This is a genomic window from Marinobacter sp. NP-4(2019) (assembly GCF_003994855.1).
Taxonomy (GTDB): Bacteria; Pseudomonadota; Gammaproteobacteria; order Pseudomonadales; family Oleiphilaceae; genus Marinobacter.
This window is the reverse complement of the sequence record NZ_CP034142.1, coordinates 191231-213919: the sequence shown is the minus strand read 5'-3', so window position 1 is coordinate 213919 and position 22689 is coordinate 191231. Positions and strand designations below refer to the sequence as shown.

Annotated in this window: 30 protein-coding genes; 22 read left to right on the top strand and 8 right to left on the bottom strand. The window is 58.7% G+C overall.

All coding sequences use genetic code 11. The features are described from left to right. Positions 1-170 precede the first annotated feature (170 nt). From EHN06_RS00960 to EHN06_RS00895, 14 genes are all read left to right on the top strand, one after another. Positions 171-536 (top strand): hypothetical protein, encoded by a 366-nt coding sequence (locus EHN06_RS00960; protein WP_228257374.1) that lies wholly within the window; start codon positions 171-173, stop codon positions 534-536. A gap of 123 nt (positions 537-659) precedes the next feature. After that, entirely contained in the window at positions 660-938 is a 279-nt protein-coding gene (locus tag EHN06_RS00955; protein WP_127329340.1) for a hypothetical protein, read from the top strand. Positions 939-1037: 99 nt separating this feature from the next. Continuing rightward, positions 1038-1550 carry a DUF411 domain-containing protein gene (locus EHN06_RS00950; protein WP_127329338.1) on the top strand — a complete coding sequence of 171 codons (513 nt, stop codon included), beginning with the start codon at positions 1038-1040 and terminating at the stop codon, positions 1548-1550. A 10-nt stretch (positions 1551-1560) separates the two neighbouring features. After that, positions 1561-2415 carry a WD40/YVTN/BNR-like repeat-containing protein gene (locus EHN06_RS00945; RefSeq protein WP_127329336.1) on the top strand — a complete coding sequence of 285 codons (855 nt, stop codon included), beginning with the start codon at positions 1561-1563 and terminating at the stop codon, positions 2413-2415. Then, positions 2408-2836, top strand: a complete 429-nt coding sequence (locus EHN06_RS00940; RefSeq protein ID WP_127329334.1) for a c-type cytochrome — start codon at positions 2408-2410, stop codon at positions 2834-2836. The genes EHN06_RS00945 and EHN06_RS00940 overlap by 8 nt, the downstream gene beginning before the upstream one ends. 216 nt (positions 2837-3052) lie before the next feature. Continuing rightward, entirely contained in the window at positions 3053-3880 is an 828-nt protein-coding gene (locus EHN06_RS00935; protein ID WP_127329332.1) for a hypothetical protein, read from the top strand. Positions 3881-3891: 11 nt separating this feature from the next. Further along, positions 3892-4206, top strand: coding sequence for a heavy-metal-associated domain-containing protein (locus tag EHN06_RS00930; RefSeq protein WP_206075702.1), 315 nt, complete (start codon positions 3892-3894; stop codon positions 4204-4206). Next, a complete protein-coding gene (locus EHN06_RS00925; RefSeq protein WP_127329330.1) occupies positions 4203-4481 on the top strand; it encodes a thioredoxin family protein in 279 nt (92 codons plus the stop codon). The genes EHN06_RS00930 and EHN06_RS00925 overlap by 4 nt, the downstream gene beginning before the upstream one ends. 99 nt (positions 4482-4580) lie before the next feature. After that, positions 4581-4898 (top strand): heavy-metal-associated domain-containing protein, encoded by a 318-nt coding sequence (locus EHN06_RS00920; protein WP_127329328.1) that lies wholly within the window; start codon positions 4581-4583, stop codon positions 4896-4898. Next, on the top strand, positions 4888-5802 hold the full coding sequence (locus tag EHN06_RS00915) for a transporter (protein ID WP_127329326.1): 915 nt from the start codon (positions 4888-4890) through the stop codon (positions 5800-5802). Before EHN06_RS00920 ends, EHN06_RS00915 begins: the two co-directional genes overlap by 11 nt. Positions 5803-5832: 30 nt before the next feature. Continuing rightward, the gene (locus tag EHN06_RS00910; RefSeq protein WP_127329324.1) at positions 5833-6762 is read left to right on the top strand and encodes an NHL repeat-containing protein; all 930 of its coding nucleotides are present in this window, start codon (positions 5833-5835) and stop codon (positions 6760-6762) included. A 22-nt stretch (positions 6763-6784) separates the two neighbouring features. Next, a complete protein-coding gene (locus EHN06_RS00905) occupies positions 6785-7456 on the top strand; it encodes a cytochrome c biogenesis CcdA family protein (protein WP_127329322.1) in 672 nt (223 codons plus the stop codon). A 3-nt stretch (positions 7457-7459) separates the two neighbouring features. Further along, positions 7460-7849 carry a heavy metal-responsive transcriptional regulator gene (locus EHN06_RS00900; protein ID WP_127329320.1) on the top strand — a complete coding sequence of 130 codons (390 nt, stop codon included), beginning with the start codon at positions 7460-7462 and terminating at the stop codon, positions 7847-7849. Positions 7850-8225: 376 nt separating this feature from the next. Then, entirely contained in the window at positions 8226-8414 is a 189-nt protein-coding gene (locus tag EHN06_RS00895; RefSeq protein ID WP_127329318.1) for a hypothetical protein, read from the top strand. Here the strand turns inward: EHN06_RS00895 and merA are convergent. The 4 genes from merA to merT are packed head-to-tail and all read right to left on the bottom strand — an operon-like array spanning position 8411 to position 10735. Continuing rightward, positions 8411-9814, bottom strand: coding sequence for a mercury(II) reductase (merA, locus tag EHN06_RS00890; protein ID WP_127329316.1), 1404 nt, complete (start codon positions 9812-9814; stop codon positions 8411-8413). The genes EHN06_RS00895 and merA overlap by 4 nt on opposite strands. Continuing rightward, on the bottom strand, positions 9811-10071 hold the full coding sequence (merF, locus tag EHN06_RS00885) for a mercury resistance system transport protein MerF (RefSeq protein ID WP_127329314.1): 261 nt from the start codon (positions 10069-10071) through the stop codon (positions 9811-9813). The genes merA and merF overlap by 4 nt, the downstream gene beginning before the upstream one ends. A gap of 2 nt (positions 10072-10073) precedes the next feature. After that, complete coding sequence (gene merP / locus EHN06_RS00880; RefSeq protein WP_127329312.1) at positions 10074-10370, bottom strand: mercury resistance system periplasmic binding protein MerP; 297 nt, start codon at positions 10368-10370, stop codon at positions 10074-10076. A gap of 14 nt (positions 10371-10384) precedes the next feature. Next, positions 10385-10735 (bottom strand): mercuric ion transporter MerT, encoded by a 351-nt coding sequence (gene merT / locus EHN06_RS00875; protein WP_127329310.1) that lies wholly within the window; start codon positions 10733-10735, stop codon positions 10385-10387. 70 nt (positions 10736-10805) lie between these two features. Here merT and merR point away from each other — a divergent pair, with 70 nt between their 5' ends. Next, positions 10806-11243, top strand: a complete 438-nt coding sequence (gene merR, locus EHN06_RS00870; protein WP_127329309.1) for an Hg(II)-responsive transcriptional regulator — start codon at positions 10806-10808, stop codon at positions 11241-11243. A 3-nt stretch (positions 11244-11246) separates the two neighbouring features. Here merR and EHN06_RS00865 read toward each other — a convergent pair whose 3' ends face one another. Then, positions 11247-12311 (bottom strand): methyltransferase domain-containing protein, encoded by a 1065-nt coding sequence (locus EHN06_RS00865; protein WP_127329307.1) that lies wholly within the window; start codon positions 12309-12311, stop codon positions 11247-11249. A gap of 133 nt (positions 12312-12444) precedes the next feature. On the opposite strand from EHN06_RS00865, the gene EHN06_RS00860 reads away from it, so the two are divergent. From EHN06_RS00860 to EHN06_RS00850, 3 genes are read left to right on the top strand one after another with little or no spacing between them, the layout of a single operon-like run. After that, positions 12445-13200 (top strand): amino acid ABC transporter substrate-binding protein, encoded by a 756-nt coding sequence (locus EHN06_RS00860; RefSeq protein WP_127329305.1) that lies wholly within the window; start codon positions 12445-12447, stop codon positions 13198-13200. A gap of 25 nt (positions 13201-13225) precedes the next feature. Next, a complete protein-coding gene (locus tag EHN06_RS00855) occupies positions 13226-13900 on the top strand; it encodes an amino acid ABC transporter permease (RefSeq protein ID WP_127329303.1) in 675 nt (224 codons plus the stop codon). After that, the gene (locus EHN06_RS00850) at positions 13897-14643 is read left to right on the top strand and encodes an amino acid ABC transporter ATP-binding protein (RefSeq protein WP_127329301.1); all 747 of its coding nucleotides are present in this window, start codon (positions 13897-13899) and stop codon (positions 14641-14643) included. The genes EHN06_RS00855 and EHN06_RS00850 overlap by 4 nt, the downstream gene beginning before the upstream one ends. A gap of 25 nt (positions 14644-14668) precedes the next feature. On the opposite strand, the gene EHN06_RS00845 is transcribed toward EHN06_RS00850, so the two are convergent. Next, positions 14669-15367, bottom strand: coding sequence for an SDR family NAD(P)-dependent oxidoreductase (locus EHN06_RS00845; RefSeq protein ID WP_127329299.1), 699 nt, complete (start codon positions 15365-15367; stop codon positions 14669-14671). Positions 15368-15646: 279 nt separating this feature from the next. On the opposite strand from EHN06_RS00845, the gene EHN06_RS00840 reads away from it, so the two are divergent. Continuing rightward, positions 15647-17764, top strand: coding sequence for a TonB-dependent receptor (locus EHN06_RS00840; protein WP_228257373.1), 2118 nt, complete (start codon positions 15647-15649; stop codon positions 17762-17764). Positions 17765-17817: 53 nt separating this feature from the next. Here the strand turns inward: EHN06_RS00840 and EHN06_RS00835 are convergent, their stop codons facing one another. After that, a complete protein-coding gene (locus tag EHN06_RS00835; RefSeq protein WP_127329297.1) occupies positions 17818-18735 on the bottom strand; it encodes a sucrase ferredoxin in 918 nt (305 codons plus the stop codon). Further along, positions 18732-19598 carry an ABC transporter ATP-binding protein gene (locus EHN06_RS00830; RefSeq protein ID WP_127329295.1) on the bottom strand — a complete coding sequence of 289 codons (867 nt, stop codon included), beginning with the start codon at positions 19596-19598 and terminating at the stop codon, positions 18732-18734. Before EHN06_RS00830 ends, EHN06_RS00835 begins: the two co-directional genes overlap by 4 nt. Before the next feature lie 97 nt (positions 19599-19695). Between EHN06_RS00830 and EHN06_RS00825 the strand changes: the two genes are divergently transcribed. From EHN06_RS00825 to EHN06_RS00815, 3 genes are read left to right on the top strand one after another with little or no spacing between them, the layout of a single operon-like run. Beyond that, the gene (locus EHN06_RS00825) at positions 19696-20643 is read left to right on the top strand and encodes an ABC transporter substrate-binding protein (protein ID WP_127329293.1); all 948 of its coding nucleotides are present in this window, start codon (positions 19696-19698) and stop codon (positions 20641-20643) included. After that, positions 20637-21641, top strand: a complete 1005-nt coding sequence (locus EHN06_RS00820; protein ID WP_127329291.1) for a FecCD family ABC transporter permease — start codon at positions 20637-20639, stop codon at positions 21639-21641. The genes EHN06_RS00825 and EHN06_RS00820 overlap by 7 nt, the downstream gene beginning before the upstream one ends. Further along, on the top strand, positions 21638-22684 hold the full coding sequence (locus EHN06_RS00815; RefSeq protein WP_127329289.1) for a FecCD family ABC transporter permease: 1047 nt from the start codon (positions 21638-21640) through the stop codon (positions 22682-22684). The genes EHN06_RS00820 and EHN06_RS00815 overlap by 4 nt, the downstream gene beginning before the upstream one ends. Positions 22685-22689 lie beyond the last annotated feature (5 nt).

The window sequence follows — 22689 nt, the reverse complement described above, 5'->3', positions numbered from 1 at the left end:
ACGCATGATTCTGATGGAAAAAATCATCGGTTATTTTCATGCAGTAGCACTCCCGGCTATGACTGAGGGTAACCCCTTCAAGGACAAGTGAAGTGCCGGGATTCAGTGAACCAAATTACTGGTTGTTTGTCAGAGCCACGTAACTCGACCGTTTGGTGCTTGAACTCAAGATGACCGCAACGAACCGCCAAATCCTTTCTGTGCTGCTATCACTGCTTCTGGTGATGAGCGGGCCGGCGCTGGCTATCTCGCAAATGGCGGGCGCGGCAATGATGGATTGTGGCTCCATGGTGATGGATCAGGTTGAAAGCGCCAGTTCTCAACCCGATGCGGGAAGCGATTGCACCCTCGTTCCCGGCATGCCCTGCCCGAGCGCCAGCGGACTGAGCAATTGCGGCGTCAGTGTGGGTCTTTTACTCTCAGCTCCCACGGGATTATTTGACACCGACGCCCAACCGATGCGTAGTGCCCGCGCATCTCTCTACCAGGATCCGTTCCTGGCTTCTGTTACGCCTCCTCCAGAACATCACTCCTGAATCTGACCCGGATTTTCGCCCTTCGCGGCGAATTCATTAACGGCAATTCTTGCAACATTAACTGTTTAAAAAAGCCTCATGCTTTCTTTCATTCGTCACGGGGCTTTAACTGGAGTGAATCAAATGCGCAATTCAAAGATCAAGCTCACAATCACAGCAATGTTTCTGGCCGGTACCATTGGTACCTTCTCTGTATTTGCCCATGAGGGCGAAGGAAAAGGCATGATGTCCTCGGAAGGTATGGAGGGAATGGGCGGCATGATGGGGATGATGAACATGATGTCTGACATGTCCCCGGAAGATCGTAAAGCCATGACCGATGCCTGCATGAAAATGATGCAAAGCCACGGCAACGACAACATAGACGGCGCCAACAAGAATGAAGGCGCCGAAACCAGTTAAGGGTTGGGGCAACGTCCCGAACTAACATCCATTGCCCGGGGAAGCCAAGGCGACCCCGGGCATTGCGTTGCCCATTACGGATTCGAATCGAGGATTATCATGAAGACGAAAAAAATTGCCCTGTATACAAGTGTGGCCGCCATCGTTCTTGCCGCTGGTGCCGCCACGCTTGCAATCCAGACTGGTGAGCCCGCCAAATCGTCAACCCCCGTGGCGTCCACTGGAGAGGCAGGCCCGGCCATCACCATCTACAAGAGCCCCAATTGCAGCTGCTGCCAATCCTGGGCGGAGCACCTTGATGCCAATGGCTTTGAGGCCAGCATCGTTGAAACCGACAACCTCAATGAGGTCAAGCAGACCCATGGCGTGCCTCGTGAAATGGCGTCCTGCCATACTGCATTAATCGGTGATCTGGTGATTGAAGGGCATGTGCCGGCCAATGATATTGTCGCTTACCTGGACAATCCCGAGTTGAATACGATCGGCCTTTCAGTACCCGGTATGCCCCATGGCACCCCCGGCATGGAAACCGGCCGTAAGGACGATTACCAGGTCTTCGCCTTCAGTGCCAATGGCCAGCAACGGGTTTTCCGTGAACATAAAGATTACTGAGGTCAGTACTATGAAAGCGATGGTTTATGGCCTGAACTCTGCCCTCTCGCGTCTTTTCCTGTTCGCACTGGTCGTTGCCATGCCGGCCCTGGTTCACGCCCAGTCTGCGGCCGATGGCCAACCAGTGAAGGCACTGACGACCAGCTCGTCAGGCGCCCTTCTGGTGCTGCGGGACAGTGGCCTGTTTGCCATTGAAGGTGGCAAGACCACCGAGATTGCGCTACCTGCGGCTGATCGGGGCGCTCAACCCACGTCCCTGGCCAGGGGGGCGGACGCAAGTACCTACCTGGCAGGTCCTGGCCTGGGCGTCTGGCGCTATGACAGCGTCGGTGAGCGCTGGCAATCCCTCAACGACACCTTGCCGGATCTCGGGGTCACTGCCATTGCCGCTCACGCCACCCAGCCGGACACCCTCTACGCCTACCTTGGCAAGGACGGCATGTTTCGGTCCCGGGACGGCGGCGCCGAATGGGTGAAAGTCGATAGTGGTCCCCGGGAGCCGGTGCAGGCCTTCCTGCACTCAGACATGCCCGGCAGCATGGAAAGTGGCTGGCTGTTTGCGGGTACCACCCGAGGTGTCGCCCGTTCCATGGACTGTTTCTGCTTCTGGGGCGATGCGGGTGATCTGCGGGGCACTGTGTCTGCCATCAGCTATGATCCTGCGGCTCCGGAAAACGTCTATGCCGTCGTTGAGGGGCAGCTTCATCACAGTGCCGATGGTGGTGAAACCTGGACAGACCTGGCGGCACCCCAACCCGTGACCGCGCTCGCCTTCTCGCCGGCACAAGGGCTGGTGGTGGGCACTGAACATGGGGCGTTGCTTGCCCATGGCGACGCTGGCGAATGGACGCCCGTCGATGAATAAAGGGATCTACTTGCTGGCCTTGCTCGTTGTGCCAGTGCTTGCGGGTGCCTCAGGCGGGTCTGCAGGTGCCAACAACGCACCAACGGACGTCGCCCAGGGTCGCCAGATCTATGAGCAATACTGCGCAGCCTGCCACGGATGGCAGGGCGAAGGCGCCGCCAACTGGGAAAAGCCGGATGATAAGGGAGAAATGCCTCCGCCACCTCACGATGAAACCGGCCACACCTGGCGCCACAGCGATGCCATGCTGTTCAAGATGATCGCCGAAGGGTGGCGACACCCTTTCAATAAATCCGACCGGCTCACCATGCCTGCTTTCGGTGAAAGTCTGACCGACCAGGAAATAGCCGCAGTAATAGAGTACCTCAAGACCCTCTGGACGGATGAACAACGGGAATACCAAGCAACAGAAAGCCAATAGCACCTTCGCTGACCCATCGCTCCGATAATGCAAAGGTGACAACATGCGCGGTTTTCATATCATGCCTCCTGCGGCAAGCGCCGTAATGTGCCTTACGTCCTACTGACCACCACTCACGCAGATTGTTACAGTGATTCACAAGGAAGAAATACTTGACCTGGAGTCAACTCCAGATCTTATGCTTGTTATAAACCAACGATCCAGGGTGCAGGACACATGCACATTAACAAGAACTTCCTTCTCGCCTTGCCATGCCTTGCTACCGTGATGTTGCTCACGCCCACCGCCTACGCCCACGATCCCGTGTTCGGTGTAGGCCCCCATGTGCTTTTCAAGGACGGTTTCGAAATGCATCTGGGCGCGCACCGGGAAAAGTCCGACGAGCGCGAGACAGAGGCCGAACTTGAACTCAAGTACGGCATCACCGGCGATTGGGTCGCCGGTATCGGCACTGGTTACGCCCGCTCAGAAGGGCATGGGGACACGGACAGCGGCCGCAGCCCTTCCACACTTTCCAGCAAATACCGGTTCTGGCGCGAAGACACCTTTGGTACCCAGGAATCCGCCGCGATGTTCGGCAAGGTCATTCTGGATGACGGTGATACCGGCCACGACGGCGCCGCCGAACGCGATGGGAACGATTACCTGCTGGGGCTGACCTACGGGTATGAAGGGCGCAAGTGGTACCGCTGGGCCTCGGTGCGTCGCCGTTTTAACGCCGATACGGCCCACGGCGCTGAACGGCCGGATGTATGGCGAGTGGACCTGGCCGGCGGCATACGACCCACACCGACTGAATACCATGAGCCGGACTGGGTATGGATACTGGAACTGAATTACGAACATACCGAACACCTCCCGGGCCCTGGAGATGACTCGCGGCGTATCGGCGGTGACCAATGGTTTCTCTCGCCGGGCCTGATGTGGACCCTCCGCAATTTTGCCGTCAAAACCGGCGTACAGCTGCCTGTCCATGACGATCTCGCCGGCAATCAGGATGCCGACGATTACCGCGCGCTGGTCGAGCTGGAATGGCATTTATAGGAGTCAACACAATGCAAACATCAAGCACGCGAACATGGTTATCGATCCTCCTGTTATCTGCGCTGGCGTTGCCAGCCTGGTCGGCGGACAGGGAATATCAATTGCGGGTGGATGGCCTGGCCTGCCCTTATTGCGCCTACGGCATCGAAAAGAAAATCAGGGCGCTTAACGGTGTGGATGAAGACAGCGTGACCATCCGGATCAACGAAGGGCTGGTGGTGTTCCAGGCTGACACGGAAGCCCCCATCGGCGAAGCCAAACTCAAGCAACTGATCAACGATGCCGGATTCACCCTGCGCTCCTTTGAACATTCGGAGGAGAAATGAGCAACCAGCACACCGTTATTGTTGAGCTCCTGGCCGCCTCGGGCTGTGGCCATTGCCAGAAAGCCCGGGCGCTGGTGAAAGAGACCATTGCCGAACTGGGCAACCATCAAGTTCAGTATCGGGAAATCAATGTGGTGGAGGACATCGATTACGCCGTGCGGTTGGGGATGCTGAGTACGCCAGCCATTGCACTGGACGGCAAACTGGTGTTTCCCTCGCCACCCTCCAAGGCCAAACTGCGCCAGGCGATTCTGGACAGGTTGGGGGAGTCCTGACAGAAGGGCCGAAAGAGCCAGCTCACGAAATTATGCTTGACCTGGAGTCAACTCCAGGCATTAGGCTGAAACCATGCATTCGTAGCAAGAGGTTTCGTCATGTTTACAAGACTGTCCCTGTTGCTGGCAGGCCTGATATTCAGCGTTGCCGCGCTGGCCGCCGACAATCAATACGTACTGGGCGTGAAAGGCCTGGCGTGCCCGTTCTGTGCCTATGGGATCGAGAAGCGTCTGAACAAGGTTGACGGCGTCACCGACATACAGGTCGACATCGGCGATGGCGTGGTGCGCGTCACCCTGCAAGAGGGCAAGACATTCACCGAGGAGCAGGCGGATCAGGCCGTCAAGGAGGCCGGCTTCACGTTGCACTCCTTCTCGCGGGCAGAAGGCGAACCGGGAGGCAACGATGCGTACTGACATCCATCCCATGGGCACGCTGGCGCTGGTTGGCTTCCTGCTAGCTGGTGCCTCTACGGCACATGCCGCCCCTAACACCTTCAATACCGCCCTCCCGGTGGCCGAAGGGCAATCCATCTGGCGCGAGCAGCTTGTATTACGGGAGCGCTCCGACAGCGGCCCTATGGATCGCAAGGTCTCGGTACAGGCCTTGGGCAGCGTACTGGCTTACGGCGTGACCCCGAAGCTTGCAGTGTTCGGCGTGGTTCCCTACTTCTTCAACAAGGAACTGGACGTCACCACACCAATGGGCCGGATCAACCGTGACACCGGCGGCATCGGCGACGTCTCGATATTCGGCCGCTACACCGCCTATCAGGACGACTTCATCGGCGGCACCTTCCGCATCGCCCCGTTTTTGGGCGTCACCGCACCCACCGGCGACGATAACGACCGTGATCGCTTCGGCGAGCTGCCGCGACCGCTGCAGGCGGGCGATGGCGCCTGGGATGGATTCGGCGGCGTGGTAACCACCTACCAGACGCTGCAGTACCAGGTCGATGCACAGTTGCTCTACCGCGAAAATGGGCGTCACGATGGCTTCGCGCGAGGCGACGAAACGCATTTCGACGCCTCGCTGCAATACCGGATCTGGCCGCGCAGTCTGGAAAGCGTGTCCGGCACGCCGGGCTTTGTCTACGCCCTGCTGGAATCCAATCTCGTCCACCGCGAGCGCGACGAGGCAGGCAGCAGTACCGATGCCAATTCCGGCGGCACCCAGTGGCTGCTGGCGCCGGGGTTGCAATACATCAGCCGGCGCTGGGTCGTCGAAGGCACGGTGCAACTGCCCGTGGCCGAAGACCCCAACGGTGACGCGATTGCGGACGACTACATCGTACGCGTCGGCTTTCGTCGCAATTTCTAACGTGCCGAGTTGATGGGGAAGCTTATGCGGATGACACAACCAATACATTACAGGGTTGCGATCATCGTTGCGGCACTGTTGCTGAGCGGCTGCGGTGCCGTCAACTGGAATCAGGAACCACCCTACCAGCGGGACGTGAGTTGGGGAGAAAAAGGCAGTGCCAAGGGCCAGTTCAACGATCCCACCGGCATCGCAGTGACCGCCGACGAGGTATTTGTCGCGGACGCCCGCAACAACCGTATCCAGGTCTTCGACAAGCAAGGCACGTTCAAGCGGGCTTTCGGCAATCAGGTGCTCGGCCGCCCGATGAACATGACCATCGCCGGCGACAAGCTCTACGTTCCTGACTATTTCAAGGACGTGATTCACGTCTTCTCGCTGGACGGCGAATACCATCGGGCGATTGCGGCCGAGGATGGATTAAACAGCCCGGGCGGTCTTGCCGTACGCTCCGACGGCACACTGCTGATCGCCGATACCTATGCCCAGCGCATCGTCCATCTCGCTCCGGACGGCAAAGTGCTGAAGAGCTGGAATGGCACCGGCATCGGTGCCGGTGACTTCAACTATCCCACCGACGTAGCCGTCGCACCCGACGGTGGCTTCTACGTGGCCGACGGCTACAACGACCGGGTCCAGCAGTTCGGCGCCGACGGCGAGTTCATCCGCAAGTGGGGCGGCCCGTTCGCCATGAACATCTTCGGGCCGTTCAAGGGCTGGTTTGCCACCGTGACCTCGGTGGCCGTCGGTCCCGACGGGGCCGTCTATGCCGCCGACTTCTACAACGACCGCATCCAGAAATTCACGGCAGAGGGTTCATTTCTGACCGCCTTCGGTACCCCGGCCAAGGGCCCCGGTCAGTCCGAGATCGCGGTGGCCGTGGACATCGACGGCACCGTATGGACCACCAATTTCGCCGGCAACCAAGTGGAGAAATGGCGACCGGCGGAAACACCTTGATCTGGGTGTAGGGAGGGCATTGATGGATACCGTGGCCTGGATGCAAATGGGCGGACTCGCCGGGCTCAGCGCGGCCTTGTTGGCCGGTTTCCTGTTCAGCTTCACACCGGTGGCCTTCGCCGCCATTCCCGTTGTATTGGGCTACGTCACGCACGCGCGGGCATTGCGGGAAGCCGTCAGCTATGGGTGCGCCTTCGCCGCCGGCCTGATCCTGACTCATGTGGTACTGGGCGTCAGCGCCGCATTGGGCGGCGCCTGGGTCCAGGATTTTCTGAGTCGCCAATGGAACGTGGTGCTGGGGCCGTTTTTGATCCTGCTTGGTCTACTCTGGACCGGCTGGCTGAAAATCCCCTTGCCCTGGCTACCGTTGCGCGGCAAACGTGTGGCCACGCTCTGGGGTGCTTTTATCCTCGGCATACCGTTCACGGTGGGGATCTGCCCAATGTGCTCACCAGGCCTGTGGATCGGTCTGGGTGTCAGTGCCTCAATCGGGTCCGTGGTTTATGGTGGACTGTTGATGCTGGCTTTTGCCCTCGGACGGGTTATTCCCTTCGCGGTGGGCGCGGTCAGCATTGGCTGGCTCGAGAACCTGCAATCGATGGGGCCCTGGCGTCGTGCGTTCGAAACGCTGGGAGGGATTACGCTGATGGCAGCCGGCCTCTATGTCCTTAACCAATATTACGTCTGGATCTGAACGATGATAAAAATCGGCAAGGTCGTGGAAACATTAAGTATCAGCGCCGATACCCTGCGTTACTACGAAAAAATTGCGCTGATGCCCAAGGTGCACCGCAACAACAATGGGGTACGATTCTATAGTGACAAGGACCTTTCGCGCCTGCGCTTTATCAAGCGTGCTCAGAAGATGGGATTCAGCCTGGAGGAAATCGCGAACCTGCTCAGGTTCCGGGAAAACCCACAAAACGCCAAACCCCAGGTGCGGGAGCTGGCGCACCAGAAATTGACGGAGATCGAAGAACATCTCACGGAGTTGAGTACCTTGCGGGACGAACTACAGTTATTGACCAACCTCTGTGGGGCCAACCCGGACAGCTGTCCCATTCTCGACGAAATCGACAAGGGCTGAACGGCTCTGGTACGCCTAGCAGGACCCTTTTCCCATTGAGAACCTTAGAGGCCATTCCTTGTCGTAACCTGCATGGTTGTTAACATACCCGCGGGAGCTGACCATGAAACACCAGCAGTGCGGTCAGGATTACCAGCCCCGACTACGTCTTCTTCACCACAGCCTTGTTGGCCCTGTACGAAGCCAGCTCCGATATCCTCTGGCTGTATCAGGCAATCGCCCTCGATTACACGCTGGAACAACATTTCGAAGACCACAAGAACGGCGGCTTTTTCATGACCAGCAGTGATCATGAAACCCTGTTGACCCGGGAAAAGCCCGCTTACGACGGCGCCGAGCCTTCCGGCAAACCTTTTTACCCAATCGGATACTGGCGGTGGTGGAAGAGGGTGCGATGTTGGCGCGCCAGGCCACCATCATCCCGTTACTGGAGGACAAGCGGGCGCTGCAAGGCAAGGTGACCGCCTATGTCTGCGAGCAGGGTATGTGTGAGCTACCGGCTCAGGATGTCAGCACCTTCGTCGAGCAGATCACTCGGATCGAACCGCTCTTTGGTACTAGCTAGCCGGCGCAGCAGGACAATTGCTTCACGTCCTTGCTGAACGTCTGAGCGCAAAGCTTCAGCCCTTCCACCATGGTGAGGTAGGGGAACAGCTCGTCGCCGATCTCCTGTACGGTCATACGGGCCCGTAACGCCATCACCGCCGTCTGGATCAACTCACCGGCTTCCCCCGCCACGGCCTGAACACCCAGCAAGCGACCCGAGCCGCGTTCTGCCACCATTTTTATGAAACCTCTGGAATCGAAATTCACCAACGCTCGTGGCACGTTCCCCAGATCGAGCGAACGGGTTTCCACGTTGAAGCCCTGCCTGACGGCCTCGGCTTCGGTCAGGCCGGCGGTGGCCACCTGCGGATCGATGAAAATCACCGCCGGCATGGCGCTGAGATCCAGGGTAGCGTCGCCTCCGGTCATATTCACGGCAGCCCGGCTGCCTCCGGCGGCGGCGACATAGACAAACTGGGGCTGATTGGTGCAGTCGCCGGCGGCATAGATTCCCCGCACGGTGGTTTGCAGGTGTTCGTCCACCAGAACTGCTCCCCCCTTGCTTTCAACGCCAATGCTCGCCAGGTTCAGGGTCTCGGTGTTTGGTGCCCGTCCGGTCGCCACCAGCAGTTGATCCGCCCGCAAGGTGCCTGCGTTGGTGTCCACCACGAACTCGTTGTCGCGATAGTCCACGCGACTTGCCTCGGTCTGTTTGAACACTTCAATGCCCTCGCGGCGAAACGCCGCCTCCACCGCGTCACCCACCATCGGGTCTTCCCTGGACAACAGGCGGCTGCGGGCCAGCATCGTAACCTTGCTCCCTAGCCGGGCGAAGGCCTGGGCCAGCTCTACCGCCACCACTGAGGCGCCAATAACGATCATCCTCCGGGGAACCTCATCCAGAACCAATGCACTGGTAGACGTCAGATAGGGCGTATCCACAAGGCCGGACACCGGCGGTAATGCGGGCCGTGCACCGGTGCCGATCAGAGCCCGGTCGAAGTGAACGGCTTGCTCACCGCCGTCATTCAATTTGACGGACAAGCTATGGGCATCGATAAACCGGGCTTCGCCCTGCAATACCGTAATAGCTGGATGGTCACGCAGAATACCCTCGTACTTGGCATCACGCAGTTCGTCAACCAGGTTCTGCTGTTGCGCGAGCAAGGCCGGTCGGTTCACCTCTGGCGACTTTGCGCTCAGGCCATCATCAAACGGGCTTTCGCTGCGCAAGTGCGCGATGTGGGCGGCACGAATCAGGATTTTTGACGGTACGCAGCCGATATTCACGCACGTGCCGCCGATGGTTCCCTTCTCAATCAGGGTAATACGCGCGCCGCGCTCGGCGGCTTTCAGGGCTGCCGCCATGGCGGCGCCACCGCTGCCGATAACGGCAATATGCAGGTTGTTGTCACTCATGAGCGGGGCTCCCCGAAAGAGGATTTGTTGTTACTGTCGTTAGAGAGGGCATCGTATTGTTTCTTACGCCAGAGTGCGTAAGCAGTCAGGCCGAGAAAAATTGCCAGGGCCGGTAGCAGTACAAAGTCCAGATAGCCAGTTATGGCACTCAGGCCCACTACTCCCAGAAAAATTACAAGGATTGGCGTGAAGCAACACAAGGCGACAATCACTGTGCCAATGACACTGACACGTAGCAGAGTTTTCGGATTTTTCATCATCACTCACCGCCCGCATTCGAGGGCTTTTGCGTGGAAGGGTAGCCAGCATTCCCGGTAGCCTGAGTCAGCGTATCAACGGATGTGACCGAGTCATCGAAGGTCACCACCGCCTCTTTGTTCTCGTAACTGACCTCCACCCTAGTCACGCCATTCACCTTCCCAAGGGCCGTTTTAACCGTGAGTGGACAGGCCGCACAATTCATGCCCGTCACTGAAAGGGTCACCGTTTGAACAGCAGCCAGAGTGGGTGTGCTGAGCAAAGTGATCAATACCAAAAGTATAAAACGCAGTTTCATAAAGGAATCTCCTGTCAATAAAACAGAGGCAGAAAATAAGGGAACACGAGGGCAATCAGTACCAGTACCAGCACAACGCCGAATATCACTTTGTAGGCTGTGCGAACCCGGGGTATAGCGCATACTTCCCCTGGCTTACATTCTTCCCGGGGACGAAAGATCCGACGCCACGCGAACAACATGGCTACCAGGGCAAGCACAATGAACACTGGACGATAAGGTTCGAGCGCAGTCAGGTTGCCGATCCAGGCGCCGGATACGCCCAGAGTCACCAAAACCAACGGGCCAAGGCAGCAGGCAGACGCCAATATCGCCGCCAGACCGCCCGCTAACAAAGGCGCTTTGCCATTCACCGGTTTCTCCATGGGAACTCCGTATCGTTAATTCGGTCGATACGATAAGCTTACTTCCGTACCTGACTACGGAGTCAAACACATGACTGAAGCAACTAAATCCATGACTATTGGCACCCTGGCGAAGGTGGCAGGCATCCATGTGGAGACCATCCGTTATTACCAACGCCGGGGCTTGGTGGAGATACCGGAGAAACCCTATGGCGGGATCCGGCGTTATGATGAGAAAGCGGTGGCCCGCCTGCACTTTATTCGCTCAGCCCAGTGGCTGGGCTTCAGCCTGGAAGAGATCGGCGAACTGCTGAAGCTGGAGGATGGCACCCATTGCGACGAAGCCCGGACCCTGGCCGAACACAAGCTGGATGATGTGCGTCGCAGGATCGCCGGCCTGAGGCAGATGGAGGCCACCCTGGATGACCTGGTGGAACGTTGCCGCTGCAGCCGGGACCCGCAGCGGTGTCCGATGATTCACTCGCTCTACACCGACCTCAGCGACGCAACCGTAAACCCTGATACGTAGGCGTTAACAACACCCTCCCTGACTGGCGCCTTCGTCATCGCCCTGATCATCACCATTCCCAAAAGGCACGTCGGTACCGCAATCCTTGAAAATGCCAAAGTGAGTGTCGCCGTCGCCAATAAACTCGAAATGCTCGGCAAAACGGGTGTCTTTCAGCATACGGTGAGTGTTACCACACACCGGGAACACCTTCCCCGCCGGAATGGCATGGTGCTTGTCGAGATCAAACTGATGCGGATGGTGCGCGATGGTGCCACGATAGATCACCGCCTGGCCATAATCCTCACAAGCCGGCTCCAGCCCTTCCAGCTTGAACAATCGGTAGGTAGCCGAGAAGAAGCGGATAGGGCCAGTTTTCTCCTTTTGGGCGCTATTGTTAATGGTAATCGGGCTGTCTGTCACCAGACGCGGGTCCGCGAATCCGGCGGCTTTGGCCATATTCTCGAAATCGTTCCAGTAGAGCGCGCCACTGAGGCATTCGCCGTATAACACCGGATCGTTGACCAGTGATGCCGGGATTCTCCGATCCGAATAAACGTCCGAGAAATACATTTCGCCGCCGGGTTTCAGCAGGCGGTAGGCTTCCCTCAGGACCGCAGGCTTGTCCGGAGAAAGGTTGATCACACAGTTGGAGACGATGATGTCAAAGCTGCCCGGCTCCAGATCCAGTTCGTTTAGCTTTTCGATGTAGCCCTTCAGGAACCGGACATTGGGTTTAGTAAAACCAAACACCTCGGCATGGTAATCCACGTGCCGACGCGCCACCTCCAGCTGTTCATCGGTCATATCGACGCCAACCACTTCCCCCGACTCCCCGACCAGGGCCGCCAGTGCATAAACATCCCGACCAGAGCCGCTACCAAGGTCAAGAATCCGCATGCCTTCCAGCTGTTCCGGTGTGACCAGGCCACAACCGTAATACTTTGTGAGCACTTCATCGTGGATCTTGCCAATAATGGGCTTGAGATGATTGGGCATGGCCTCGTCAGTGCAACAGGCATTGGTTTGCAGGTCATCGGTTTTTTGCAGCACTTTGCCGTAATAGTCCTTCACCTGATCATGGACCATGGTATTCCTCACTCTGTCGTCAAGTTATGAAAATGTGTTCAAGGGGCCTGCCTCTGCACAATTCCTTAGTGTCATTGCCCAATTCTAACCCCAGTCTATGCTTTAGGTACGATACACGTCGGAAGGAGGCACTATGAAAACGCTATTGGCCACAATGCTGATGATCGTCTCCCTGTTCGCAAGCGCACCTTTGCTTGCGCAGGATAACCCGTTAAGAGTCGGGATGTCTGGCCAGTATTTCCCGTTTACCTTTGTGGAACAGGATCAACTCAAAGGTTTTGACGTCGACATCATGAACGCCCTGGCCAAGGAAATGGGCCGTGAGATCAAGTACGAAACCGCCAACTTCTCGGGCCTGTTCGGCATGCTGGAGTCCGGGCGCATCGATACCGTCGCCAACCAGATCACCATTACCGAGGAACGCCAGAAAGCCTATATTTTCAGCGATCCCTATGTCTATGACGGCGCCCAGGTAGTGGTGAAGAAAGGCAACACCGAGATTCAGGGCGTGGAAGACCTCAAAGGCAAAACCGTTGCGGTGAACCTGGGGTCCAATTTCGAGGACTTGCTGCGGGAACTGCCCTACGCTGACGAGATCGACATCAAGACCTACGACAGCAACCTGGAGCGGGATACCGCCCTCGGTCGGGTTGACGCCTTCGTGATGGACCGGGTCAGTGCCAGCCAGATCATCAAGGAAAAGCCACTGCCGCTGGCGCTGGCCGGCCCGACGTTCTCGCAGATCACCAACGCCTATCCGTTCCGCGATACCGAGGCCGGACGGGCCCTGCGGGACGAGGTCAACCAGGCCCTGGCGACCCTGCGGGACAACGGAACCCTGGCGTCCATCTCTGAAAAATGGTTTGGCACTGACATCACACAGCCCTGAGGGGCACACCGGGGGCTGACTTCCTATGGACGTGTTGAACGTCGACTACATGCTCGGGCTGGTACCTGTGTTGCTCAGGTACCTGCCCCTTACATTGCAGCTGGCGGGCATCGGCATGGCACTGGCGCTGATCCTCGCCTGCCTGTTTGCCGTTGTCCGGGTACTGCGTATTCCGGTGCTCAATCAACTGACCATCCTGTTCATTTCCTTCTTCAGGGGTACGCCCCTGCTGGTGCAGCTGTTCCTGTTCTATTACGGGTTGCCGCAGCTGGTCAGTGCACTGACGGTCATCGACGGCATCACCGCGACCATCATGGGCCTGACCATGCACTTTTCCGCCTACATGGCCGAATCCATCCGCGCCGCCATTGTCGGTGTTGATCGCAGCCAGACCGAGGCCGCGCTGTCGATCGGCATGACCAATGGCCAGCTGATGCGGCGGATTGTTCTGCCCCAGGCCACCCGGGTCGCGCTGCCCACGCTGATGAACTACTTCATCGACATGATCAAGGCCACTTCCCTGGCGTTCACCCTGGGTGTGACGGAATTGATGGGCGCCACCCAGAAAGAGGCTTCGGGCAGCTTCCTGTACTTTGAGGCGTTTATTGTCGCCGCCATCATCTACTGGATCGTGGTCGAACTGCTGTCCAAGGTGCAACACTACCTGGAAATCCGTCTGAACAAGGCCTATAGCCGATGATCAAACTGGACTCACTGAGAAAGCAGTTTGGTGATGCCGTGGTACTCGACGGCATCGACCTCACCATCGAGAAAGGCGAGATCGTCGTCATCATCGGGCCCTCGGGTACCGGGAAATCCACCCTGTTGCGTTGCATCAATTTCCTGGAACAGCCCACCGCCGGCACGATCACCGTAGGCGACCTGACCGTAGAGGCGGACAAGGCCAGCCGGGCGGAAATCCTCGCCATGCGCCGGCAGACCGCCTTTGTATTCCAGAATTATGCGTTGTTTGCCAATAAGACCGCGCTGCAGAACATCGCCGAACGTCTGCTGGTGGTGGACCGCTGGCCGAAGGAAAAAGCTTATCAACGGGCCCGGGAAATACTGGAGCAGATCGGTCTGGCCGACAAGGCGGATGCCTATCCCGCCTCCATGTCCGGGGGCCAGCAACAACGCGTCGGTATTGGCCGCGCCATGGCCGCCGGCGCGGAAGTCATTCTGTTTGATGAACCGACATCATCCCTCGACCCCGAGTGGGTGGAAGAGGTGTTGGGGCTGATGAAACAGCTGGCCTCAGAGCGCCAGACCATGATGGTGGTCACCCATGAAATGTCGTTCGCCCGGGACGTGGCCGACCGGGTGATCTTTATCGACGGCGGTCGTATTGTGGAACAGGGGCCACCTAGCGAGATCTTCTACCACCCGCAGGATCCCCGAACGAAGGACTTTCTGAAGAAGATCCTGGCCACCAATCCTGTATAACAGGTCACCTAACGCTTTGGCGCCGTTACCAGGTTTCCCCGAACGGCCGGATATCCAGCTCAAAGGTCCAACCGGAAGGATCCTGCTGGCAAAGAGTCCAGACGGCATCGGCCACCGCGGAGGGCTTGACGAAGAAATCGTCCGGCTTGTCTGACAGCATCTGTCGGGTACGGGGAAGGTCCACCACGCCATCGATTACCACAGTGGCGACATGGATTTTCTCCGGCCCCAGCTGGCGGGCCAGTGACTGAGCCAGACTGCGCTGGGCCGCCTTGGCCGAAGCAAAGGGTGCGGTGTTGGCCCGCCCCCGGGTCGCCGCCGAAGCGCTGGTGATGATAATGCTCGCGGTGTCATGCTGACGCAACTGCGGCAACGCCGCTTTGGTGGCGGCGACCAGGCCCTGCACATTGATACGCCAGTTGGACTCGAAATCTTCCAGGCTGGCCTCTTCCACATTCTTGAACACTCCGCCGCCGGCGTTATACAGCACGACGGATACCGGTCCGAGTTGGCTCTCGATCGCCGCGAACACGGTCGTGATCTGCTCTGACTCCATCATGTCACAGGGAAAGGCATGGGCGCCGGCGACCGATTCCTCCAACTTCTTGAGGAAATCCTGGCTGCGGGCAACCATCGCAACCTGAAAGCCCTCATCGCTGAAACGCCGCACAAAGGCCTCGCCATTGCCCGGTCCCACACCCATCACAACGCATACCTTGTTCATCCTATCTCTCCCACCGGCGGTACCGGTTAGCCTGGCAAGGCCACTCTGGATTGCCAATTCTTGAACGATCATTATGAATTCAATCACACCGGATGCATAGACAGTTCTGTATGGTGTAACGCATCCGACCATTCGAGTATCTATACCTCGTAGAACGTGGCCTTACAGGTTTCGGAAAGGCCGTTATCTCAGCCAATAGCGGCCCTTTCACGCCGAATAAGTACTTACCCTACATTTCGATATTGATAATCAATTACATTTAGTTTAGATTTCGCACCTTTGGTAAATTCAACCATCAAGGTGTCGATGATGTCTCCCCAGATCAACAAGCTGCGTTACGCACTGATTCTTGCGCTGGGATGCGCTTCAACCGCTACGGCCCAGGAAGGGGCAGATCAGAACCCACAACCCCTGGATACACTGGAGGTAACCGCCACCCGCGGCCTCGATTCACTGAACGTAAACCCCGGCGCCGTAACGGTTGTCGATCGGGACGCGATCGAAAAGCAGGCCTCTTTGGGTGGCAACGTTGGCGATATCCTTGCCAAGACCGTTCCGGGCCTGTCGCCCTCTACCCATGGGCTGACCACCGTGGCCCAGACCCTGAGGGGCCGCAACCTGTTCGTTCTGATCGACGGGATTCCCCAGACCATCAGTCTGCGTGATGGCTTGCACTCGTTGAATTCCATTGACCCATCATCCATTGAGCGCATCGAGGTTATCCGTGGCTCCACCGGTGTTTACGGATTCGGCGGTACCGGCGGTATCATTAACATCATCACCCGCAAGAATGAAAAAGGGGCGCCACTTTACCGCACCGTACTGAATGGCGGCTTCTCCACCGAGCACATCAAGGACAGCGAGCAATTCGGGTTGGCCCAAAGCGTGACCGGCGGCTCCGGCGACTTTGATTATCAATTCCGGGGAGCCTATGAGCAGCGCGCCTCCTTCTTCGATGCCGATGCCGACCGCATTCCACCGGATCCAAACGGCCAGGGTGGTATTGCCGACTCCCGCGAATTTGACCTTCTGGCCAAGCTCGGCCTTGACCTGGATGCGGATAAGCGCCTCGAACTGACCACCAGCTATTACGACATCAAACAGGACACCAACTATGTCCTTGAGGCCGGTGTGCACGGAGAGCGGAAGACCCGCGCCGTTAAAGGTGACCCGGGCGGCAAGGATCAGGGCACCGAAAACCTGAATGTGAACCTGACCTACAGCGACCGCCAGTTGTTCGGCGACACCTCACTGGGTGCGCAACTGTACTATCGCGATTTCATGACCCGCTTCGGATACTTCGCCACCTTTTATCCTGGTGGCGGCCAGTCACTGACCGAGTCCGAACGTATCGGCTCACGGTTCGATTTCGAGACACCGTTTGATCTGATGTCCGGTGCCAAAGTGCTCTGGGGTCTGGATACCCTGCTGGAAACCACCTCCCAGCCACTGGAAGACGGGCGGACCTTCGTGCCGGAAATGGACCAGAACAGCGTGGCGCCGTTCCTGCAGGCGGAACTCCGGCTGGACCCAAAGTGGACCGTCAACGCCGGTGTCCGCTACGAAAAATTCTGGTTTGAAGTGGACGACTACACCACTGTCTTTGGTGCGGATGTCGAAGGCGGAGAGCTGGAATACAGCGAAACCGTGTTCAATACCGGTGTCCGATATCAGGTGAACAATGTCTGGGCCGCCACGGCCAGCTTCTCCCAAGGCTTCACCGTACCGGAAATCGGGCGCACCCTGCGCCAGCCCCAGCAGGGAACCTCACTGGATCAGATCCGTCCCGAGCCCCAAGTGGTCGACAACTACGAGCTGGGCACCGAGGCCGTATGGGATCGTGCGGATCTCGCCCTGACCCTGTTTTACAGCGAGTCTGACCTGGGCACCAGCCTTGTTGCTGCCGGTCCCAACGAACCCATCCCGGTTCTTAGAAGCCCTGAGCGCATCTATGGTTTTGAGGCGGAACTCAACACCTATCCGACCCGTGACCTGAGTGCCGGCGGTACCTTTAGCTGGATGGAAGGCAAGGTGGATTCCGATGACAATGGCAGCTACGACACCTATCTGCTGGGTAACAGGATCCCACCGCTCAAGGTGACCGGCTACGTGGAGCATGATACCACCGCACGCTGGACCAATCGCCTGCAAGCCCTGGTGGTTGGTGACCGCGACCGCTTCAGCGGCAGCGGGTTCGGGAAAGGTGAAGTGGAATCCTACACCGTACTGGACCTGACCAGCCGGTGGCAGACCGGAAATGGTGACATCACCCTAGCGATCAACAACCTGTTGAACGAAGATTACTTCCCGGTGATTTCACAGATCTACAACTTCGACACCCAGTACACCCAGGCGCCTGGCCGCACGGTCATGCTGACCTATGGGATCGACTGGTAAGAGTGAGCGTATGCACGGGGTTATCCCCGTGCAACCACGACATCAGGCCGCTGCTACAGCGGCCTGATGTTGTTTACCTTCCAGCAAAGTGAGGGTGTGGGGCCCTCATCGAGGTCAGCACAGGTATCCACCCGCATCACCTCGGTGGTGCCACACTCGACAATTAACGCCCCCGCAGCATCGGCCGCCATCCAGTCCACCCGCACGGTCTCCGCCTCGCCCTTACCGGAATCCGGCTTGGTCTCGACCGTCAGGCGTGCGGTAATCCTGCGTTCCGACAACCACTCCAATGCCGCAATCTCGGCGCACTGTTGGGGCTGGCTCAGTTGGGAGTGCCCGCGATAGCAGGGCAAGTAGGGGACCCCTTCAGCTTCATGCTCAAGCAGAGGCAAGACATGCTCCGGCGCCACCCGGCCGTATTTGCGCATGGCAGGAAACACCATCACGCTGGCCGACAGCCGACATCCTCCCAGGTGGGAGCTCTCCCAGACCTCAAAGGGCAAGTCCCGATCGTTTACCGTGGCCGCAAGCTCACGATAGGCCGCGTAACCGAACTTGGCGCAGCACTTGTCTTTCTTGCCGTGGGTACAACAAAGCACCAGTGATTGTTTCATCGGTGTACCAGACCAACTGGCCAGATCACTGCCGGATTCCACCGCAGCCAGGAAAGCAACAAGATCGCTCCGATCCACATCGAAATACCGGCCTTCCGGCAACTGATAAATCCGATGGCTACACGCTGACCAGCCGCGCCGGTCGATCAGGTTAACCCGCCGGCCACCGGCGGCAAGCCGCTCTATCTGCTGGCTCAGTTCCTCATCCATATCAACGGCCAGACGGAGGCTGCGGGACCATTTCGGACGGGGCCAACTGATGAGCAGGTTACTGGCGACATGGGTTCCTGTCCCAGCGAGGGGGTCACCGGCCCGAAGACTTTCGATGGAGCAGAACTGATGGTCGGAGGCACTCATACGGTTGCTGCCAATGGTCCGACGCCCCGGGAGGTCGCCAACGAATTTTTCACCGGCACACAAACCGGGCGACCACTGATAGGCTCATGAATAACCTGCGCATCCAGATCGAACACCTCTTTCAGGTTCGCAACCGTAAAGACGTCCTCGGGGGCACCATTGTGCAATATCTTGCCTGCTTTCATCATCACCAGCCGATCTGCGTAGGCCGCCGCCAGGTTCAGGTCGTGCAGGACCACCAGCAGCGTTCGGTCCCGATGGTGTGCCAGTGACACCAGCAATTCTAACAGGTCTACCTGAACTTTCAGGTCAAGAAAGGTGGTGGGCTCATCCAGCAACAACAGATCCGTGTCCTGGGCGAGCACCATGGCAATCCAGCAACGTTGGCGTTGCCCGCCACTGAGGGCATCCACCGGACGGTCGGCGAACTGGCTGACATCGGCAACCGCCATGGCCTCTGCCACAGCGGCTTCGTCACGCCGGGACCATTGGCGCATCAGGCTCTGGTAGGGGAAGCGCCCCAGACCGACCAGTTCCCGCACCGTTAACCCATCCGGTGCGGACGGGCTCTGTGGCAGGATGCCGAGACGTTGTGCCACCAAACGGGTAGATTGCCGGTGAATATCCGCGCCGTCCAGCAGCACCTTTCCCGCGCTGGGGTCCAGAGTCCTTGCCAGGGTTTTCAGCAATGTTGACTTGCCACTGCCGTTGGGACCAAGCAATACGGTAACGCTACCGTCCTGGAGGGTGAAATCCACATCCGTCAGGACCTGGCTGCCGTTGTAACCAACCGACAACGCCTCACCACGCAAGCGATGGGAATCAGCGGGCAATGAGCTGGAAGAATGTTGATCGAAGGGCATATGAGCGTCGCTTTCCGGGATACGCAGATGATATTATCTCCTATTCTCATTATCAAATCGGTCCGTCATCACCGACCATTAACCAACCGGATTTATCATGCTCCGTTACGCCGGCCTGCTCCTGATCTCTACGGGATGGCTGTGGCCAGTCCCGGCAAACGCTGTGGACGCTATCACCACCGTGGAACACGCCCTCGGCAAGACAACCATTGAGGGTAAGCCCGAGCGCATTGTCTCCCTTTACCAGGGCGCTACCGATACTGCCGTTGCTCTGGGTATCGAGCCAGTGGGGGTAGTCGAATCCTGGACCGAAAAACCCATGTACCGCTACCTGCGGGAAGACTTGCCAGACGTCAGCTTCCTCGGACTTGAAACCCAACCGGATCTGGAGCGGATTGCCTGGCTGTCACCGGACCTGATCATCGGCGCCCGCAACCGTCACCGGACCATCTACCCACTACTGACCCGCATTGCACCCACCGTCGTTCCCCGAGAACTCTACAACTTCAAGGCACTGTTGAAACTGATGGCGGATGCCACCGGGCGGACAACGCGGGGACAGCAACTGCTGGATCACTGGCAAAACCGGGTAGTGGACTTCCAGACCCGGATCCGCCGCAAGCTTGGTGACCGCTGGCCCCAGGAAGTAGCGATCCTCAGCTTTCGCGCCGATCACGCACGCATCTACTACGGCGGCTTCGCCCGCACGGTTCTTGATGAGCTGGGATTCGTGGCACCGCCAGCCCACCGCGAGGACGGCTGGGGTATCAAACTCACCAGCCAGGAAAGCATTCCGGCCATGGATGCCGAGGCAGTGTTTATCTTCATGGACAACGATCCCTCAGTACAGCGCACCTACGAAGCCTGGACCAGCCACCCGCTGTGGCAAAACCTGCGCGCGGCCCAGCGCGGCGAGGTCTACCGGGTTGATCCCGTGACCTGGAACATGGGCGCCGGCATTATCGCAGCCAACCGTATGCTGGACGAACTGTACCAACACTACGGTCTGGAACAGCCTGACGCCCGGGAGTGTGCCCAATGCTGACATCTCTGTTCGCGCGGACTTCCGGCGCGCTGGCTTGCCTGTTTCTGTTGCTGCTGGCTGCCACGTCGAGTCTGCTGTTCGGGCACATTCAGGTGTCCTTCGACAAGCTCCTGGGGAGCCTTCTGGATTACGACCCCGGTTCCCTGGAGCACCTGGTCATTCGCACCGAGCGCTTCTCCCGCACCGTAACGGCGCTGATCGTCGGTGCCGGCCTGGCAATCGCCGGCGCCCTGATGCAGACACTTACCCGTAACCCGCTGGCGTCGCCCGGTATTCTTGGCATTAATGCGGGGGCCATGTTTTTCGTCGTGGTCGGCGCCACGGTGTTCTCACTTGTATCTCCGTCCGAACTGGTATGGGCGGCCTTTGTCGGCGCGGCCATAGCCGCACTGCTGGTGTATTTCCTGGGCCAGGAAGCGCGCAGCGGCATTTCCCCTGTGCGGACGGTTCTGGCCGGTGTCGCCGTCACCGCCCTGTTTGTCTCCTTCGCCCAGGGCCTGCTGATTCTCAACCAGGACCGTTTTGAGAGTATTCTGTTCTGGCTGGCCGGATCCGTGTCCGGGCGCGAATTGGATGCGGTGCTGCCCCTGCTGCCGGTATTCGCCATAGCACTGGTCATCGCGTTGCTGCTGTCCCCCCAACTGAACCTGCTGGGGCTGGACGACGAGGTCATCCGCGGCCTGGGCCTGAGAGTGGGCCAGGTGCGGTTGCTGACCGGTCTGGTGGTGATTGTGCTGGCAGGAACCTCGGTGGCCATGGCCGGGCTGATTGGATTTGTCGGTCTGATTGTGCCCCACATGGCACGGGGGCTTTTCGGAACCGATCACCGCTGGGTACTGCCAATGGCGGCATTGCTCGGAGCCGCCCTGTTGCTGGCCGCGGATACCGTTGCGCGACTGGTCATTCCGCCACAGGAAATCCCGGTGGGGGTGATGACCGCCTTGCTGGGCACGCCGTTATTCCTCCACCTCGCACGACAGGTGAGAAAGTCATCATGACCCGTTCCGTTGTTCTCCGCACACCCGGTGACCGCTGGTCGGTAAAACTGAATGTCCGGGTCCTGGGTGTCGCACTGGCCCTATCCGTCCTGCTCGCCGCCAGCAGTCTCCTTGCCCTGAGTTCGGGCAGCCATCCCGCGTCCGTTGCCGAAGTTCTGGAGGCACTGGTATCCCCCGGCACGTCCGACCTCGGACTGATCGTTCTGGAAATCCGCTTACCCAGGATTGTCATGGCCATTCTGGTGGGCGGCGCCCTGGGATCCGCCGGCCTGATTCTCCAGGGCCTGGTAAGAAACCCGCTTGCCTCCCCGGACGTTATCGGCATTACCAGTGGCGCTTCGGCAGCCGCTGTGCTGTTTCTCTGGCTCGGTGGGGTGACCGGAACCTCTCTACTGCTGGCGCCCGTCGCCATGGGCGGGGCATTCGCTGTCGCCCTATGCATCACCCTACTGGCCTGGCAAAAAGGCGTTAGCCCTTCGCGGCTGGTTCTGGTCGGTGTCGGGCTTGCGGCCGCCCTGACCGCCGTCACCACCCTGTTGTTGGTGCTCAGCCCCGACTCAACCGCGATGGACGCGTACATCTGGCTGACTGGCAGTCTCTATGCGTCGCAATGGCATGACGTCACGGCACTGGTGCCCTGGCTGGTACTGTGCTGGCCGCTGGCATTGATCAGGCTGAGGCATCTGGATGCCCAATCCATGGGGGATGACATGGCCCGGGGTCTGGGCAGCGCCTTGCAGGGGCATCGGCTGATGTTCCTCATTTTGGCAGTGGCCATGGCGGGGGCAGCCGTAGCCTATGCCGGTGCGGTCGGCTTCATCGGCCTGATCGCCCCCCATATGGCACGCCGCCTGATCACCAGTGGGTATACAGGGCTGTTGCCGGTATCGGCGCTGATCGGGGCATTGATTCTGCTGTACGCGGACTGGATCGGTCGGGTTGCCTTTATACCAAGGGACCTGCCCGCTGGTATTTTTGTCGCTGGTATTGGCGCACCATTTTTCGTATATCTGCTCTACCGGCTCAGGCGCGATGGATCCTGATAATA

Coding starts and splice junctions, on each gene's coding strand:
- EHN06_RS00860 (WP_127329305.1), top strand. CDS start 12,445: ATGAAAACGCTATTGGCCACAATGCTGATGATCGTCTCCCTGTTCGCA.
- merP (WP_127329312.1), bottom strand. CDS start 10,370: ATGAAACTGCGTTTTATACTTTTGGTATTGATCACTTTGCTCAGCACA.
- merR (WP_127329309.1), top strand. CDS start 10,806: ATGACTGAAGCAACTAAATCCATGACTATTGGCACCCTGGCGAAGGTG.
- EHN06_RS00845 (WP_127329299.1), bottom strand. CDS start 15,367: ATGAACAAGGTATGCGTTGTGATGGGTGTGGGACCGGGCAATGGCGAG.
- EHN06_RS00930 (WP_206075702.1), top strand. CDS start 3,892: ATGCAAACATCAAGCACGCGAACATGGTTATCGATCCTCCTGTTATCT.
- EHN06_RS00925 (WP_127329330.1), top strand. CDS start 4,203: ATGAGCAACCAGCACACCGTTATTGTTGAGCTCCTGGCCGCCTCGGGC.
- merF (WP_127329314.1), bottom strand. CDS start 10,071: ATGAAAAATCCGAAAACTCTGCTACGTGTCAGTGTCATTGGCACAGTG.
- EHN06_RS00960 (WP_228257374.1), top strand. CDS start 171: ATGACCGCAACGAACCGCCAAATCCTTTCTGTGCTGCTATCACTGCTT.
- EHN06_RS00905 (WP_127329322.1), top strand. CDS start 6,785: ATGGATACCGTGGCCTGGATGCAAATGGGCGGACTCGCCGGGCTCAGC.
- EHN06_RS00865 (WP_127329307.1), bottom strand. CDS start 12,311: ATGGTCCATGATCAGGTGAAGGACTATTACGGCAAAGTGCTGCAAAAA.
- merT (WP_127329310.1), bottom strand. CDS start 10,735: ATGGAGAAACCGGTGAATGGCAAAGCGCCTTTGTTAGCGGGCGGTCTG.
- EHN06_RS00900 (WP_127329320.1), top strand. CDS start 7,460: ATGATAAAAATCGGCAAGGTCGTGGAAACATTAAGTATCAGCGCCGAT.
- EHN06_RS00915 (WP_127329326.1), top strand. CDS start 4,888: ATGCGTACTGACATCCATCCCATGGGCACGCTGGCGCTGGTTGGCTTC.
- EHN06_RS00955 (WP_127329340.1), top strand. CDS start 660: ATGCGCAATTCAAAGATCAAGCTCACAATCACAGCAATGTTTCTGGCC.
- EHN06_RS00850 (WP_127329301.1), top strand. CDS start 13,897: ATGATCAAACTGGACTCACTGAGAAAGCAGTTTGGTGATGCCGTGGTA.
- EHN06_RS00815 (WP_127329289.1), top strand. CDS start 21,638: ATGACCCGTTCCGTTGTTCTCCGCACACCCGGTGACCGCTGGTCGGTA.
- EHN06_RS00935 (WP_127329332.1), top strand. CDS start 3,053: ATGCACATTAACAAGAACTTCCTTCTCGCCTTGCCATGCCTTGCTACC.
- EHN06_RS00855 (WP_127329303.1), top strand. CDS start 13,226: ATGGACGTGTTGAACGTCGACTACATGCTCGGGCTGGTACCTGTGTTG.
- EHN06_RS00835 (WP_127329297.1), bottom strand. CDS start 18,735: ATGAGTGCCTCCGACCATCAGTTCTGCTCCATCGAAAGTCTTCGGGCC.
- EHN06_RS00820 (WP_127329291.1), top strand. CDS start 20,637: ATGCTGACATCTCTGTTCGCGCGGACTTCCGGCGCGCTGGCTTGCCTG.
- EHN06_RS00825 (WP_127329293.1), top strand. CDS start 19,696: ATGCTCCGTTACGCCGGCCTGCTCCTGATCTCTACGGGATGGCTGTGG.
- EHN06_RS00950 (WP_127329338.1), top strand. CDS start 1,038: ATGAAGACGAAAAAAATTGCCCTGTATACAAGTGTGGCCGCCATCGTT.
- merA (WP_127329316.1), bottom strand. CDS start 9,814: ATGAGTGACAACAACCTGCATATTGCCGTTATCGGCAGCGGTGGCGCC.
- EHN06_RS00945 (WP_127329336.1), top strand. CDS start 1,561: ATGAAAGCGATGGTTTATGGCCTGAACTCTGCCCTCTCGCGTCTTTTC.
- EHN06_RS00830 (WP_127329295.1), bottom strand. CDS start 19,598: ATGCCCTTCGATCAACATTCTTCCAGCTCATTGCCCGCTGATTCCCAT.
- EHN06_RS00920 (WP_127329328.1), top strand. CDS start 4,581: ATGTTTACAAGACTGTCCCTGTTGCTGGCAGGCCTGATATTCAGCGTT.
- EHN06_RS00940 (WP_127329334.1), top strand. CDS start 2,408: ATGAATAAAGGGATCTACTTGCTGGCCTTGCTCGTTGTGCCAGTGCTT.
- EHN06_RS00910 (WP_127329324.1), top strand. CDS start 5,833: ATGACACAACCAATACATTACAGGGTTGCGATCATCGTTGCGGCACTG.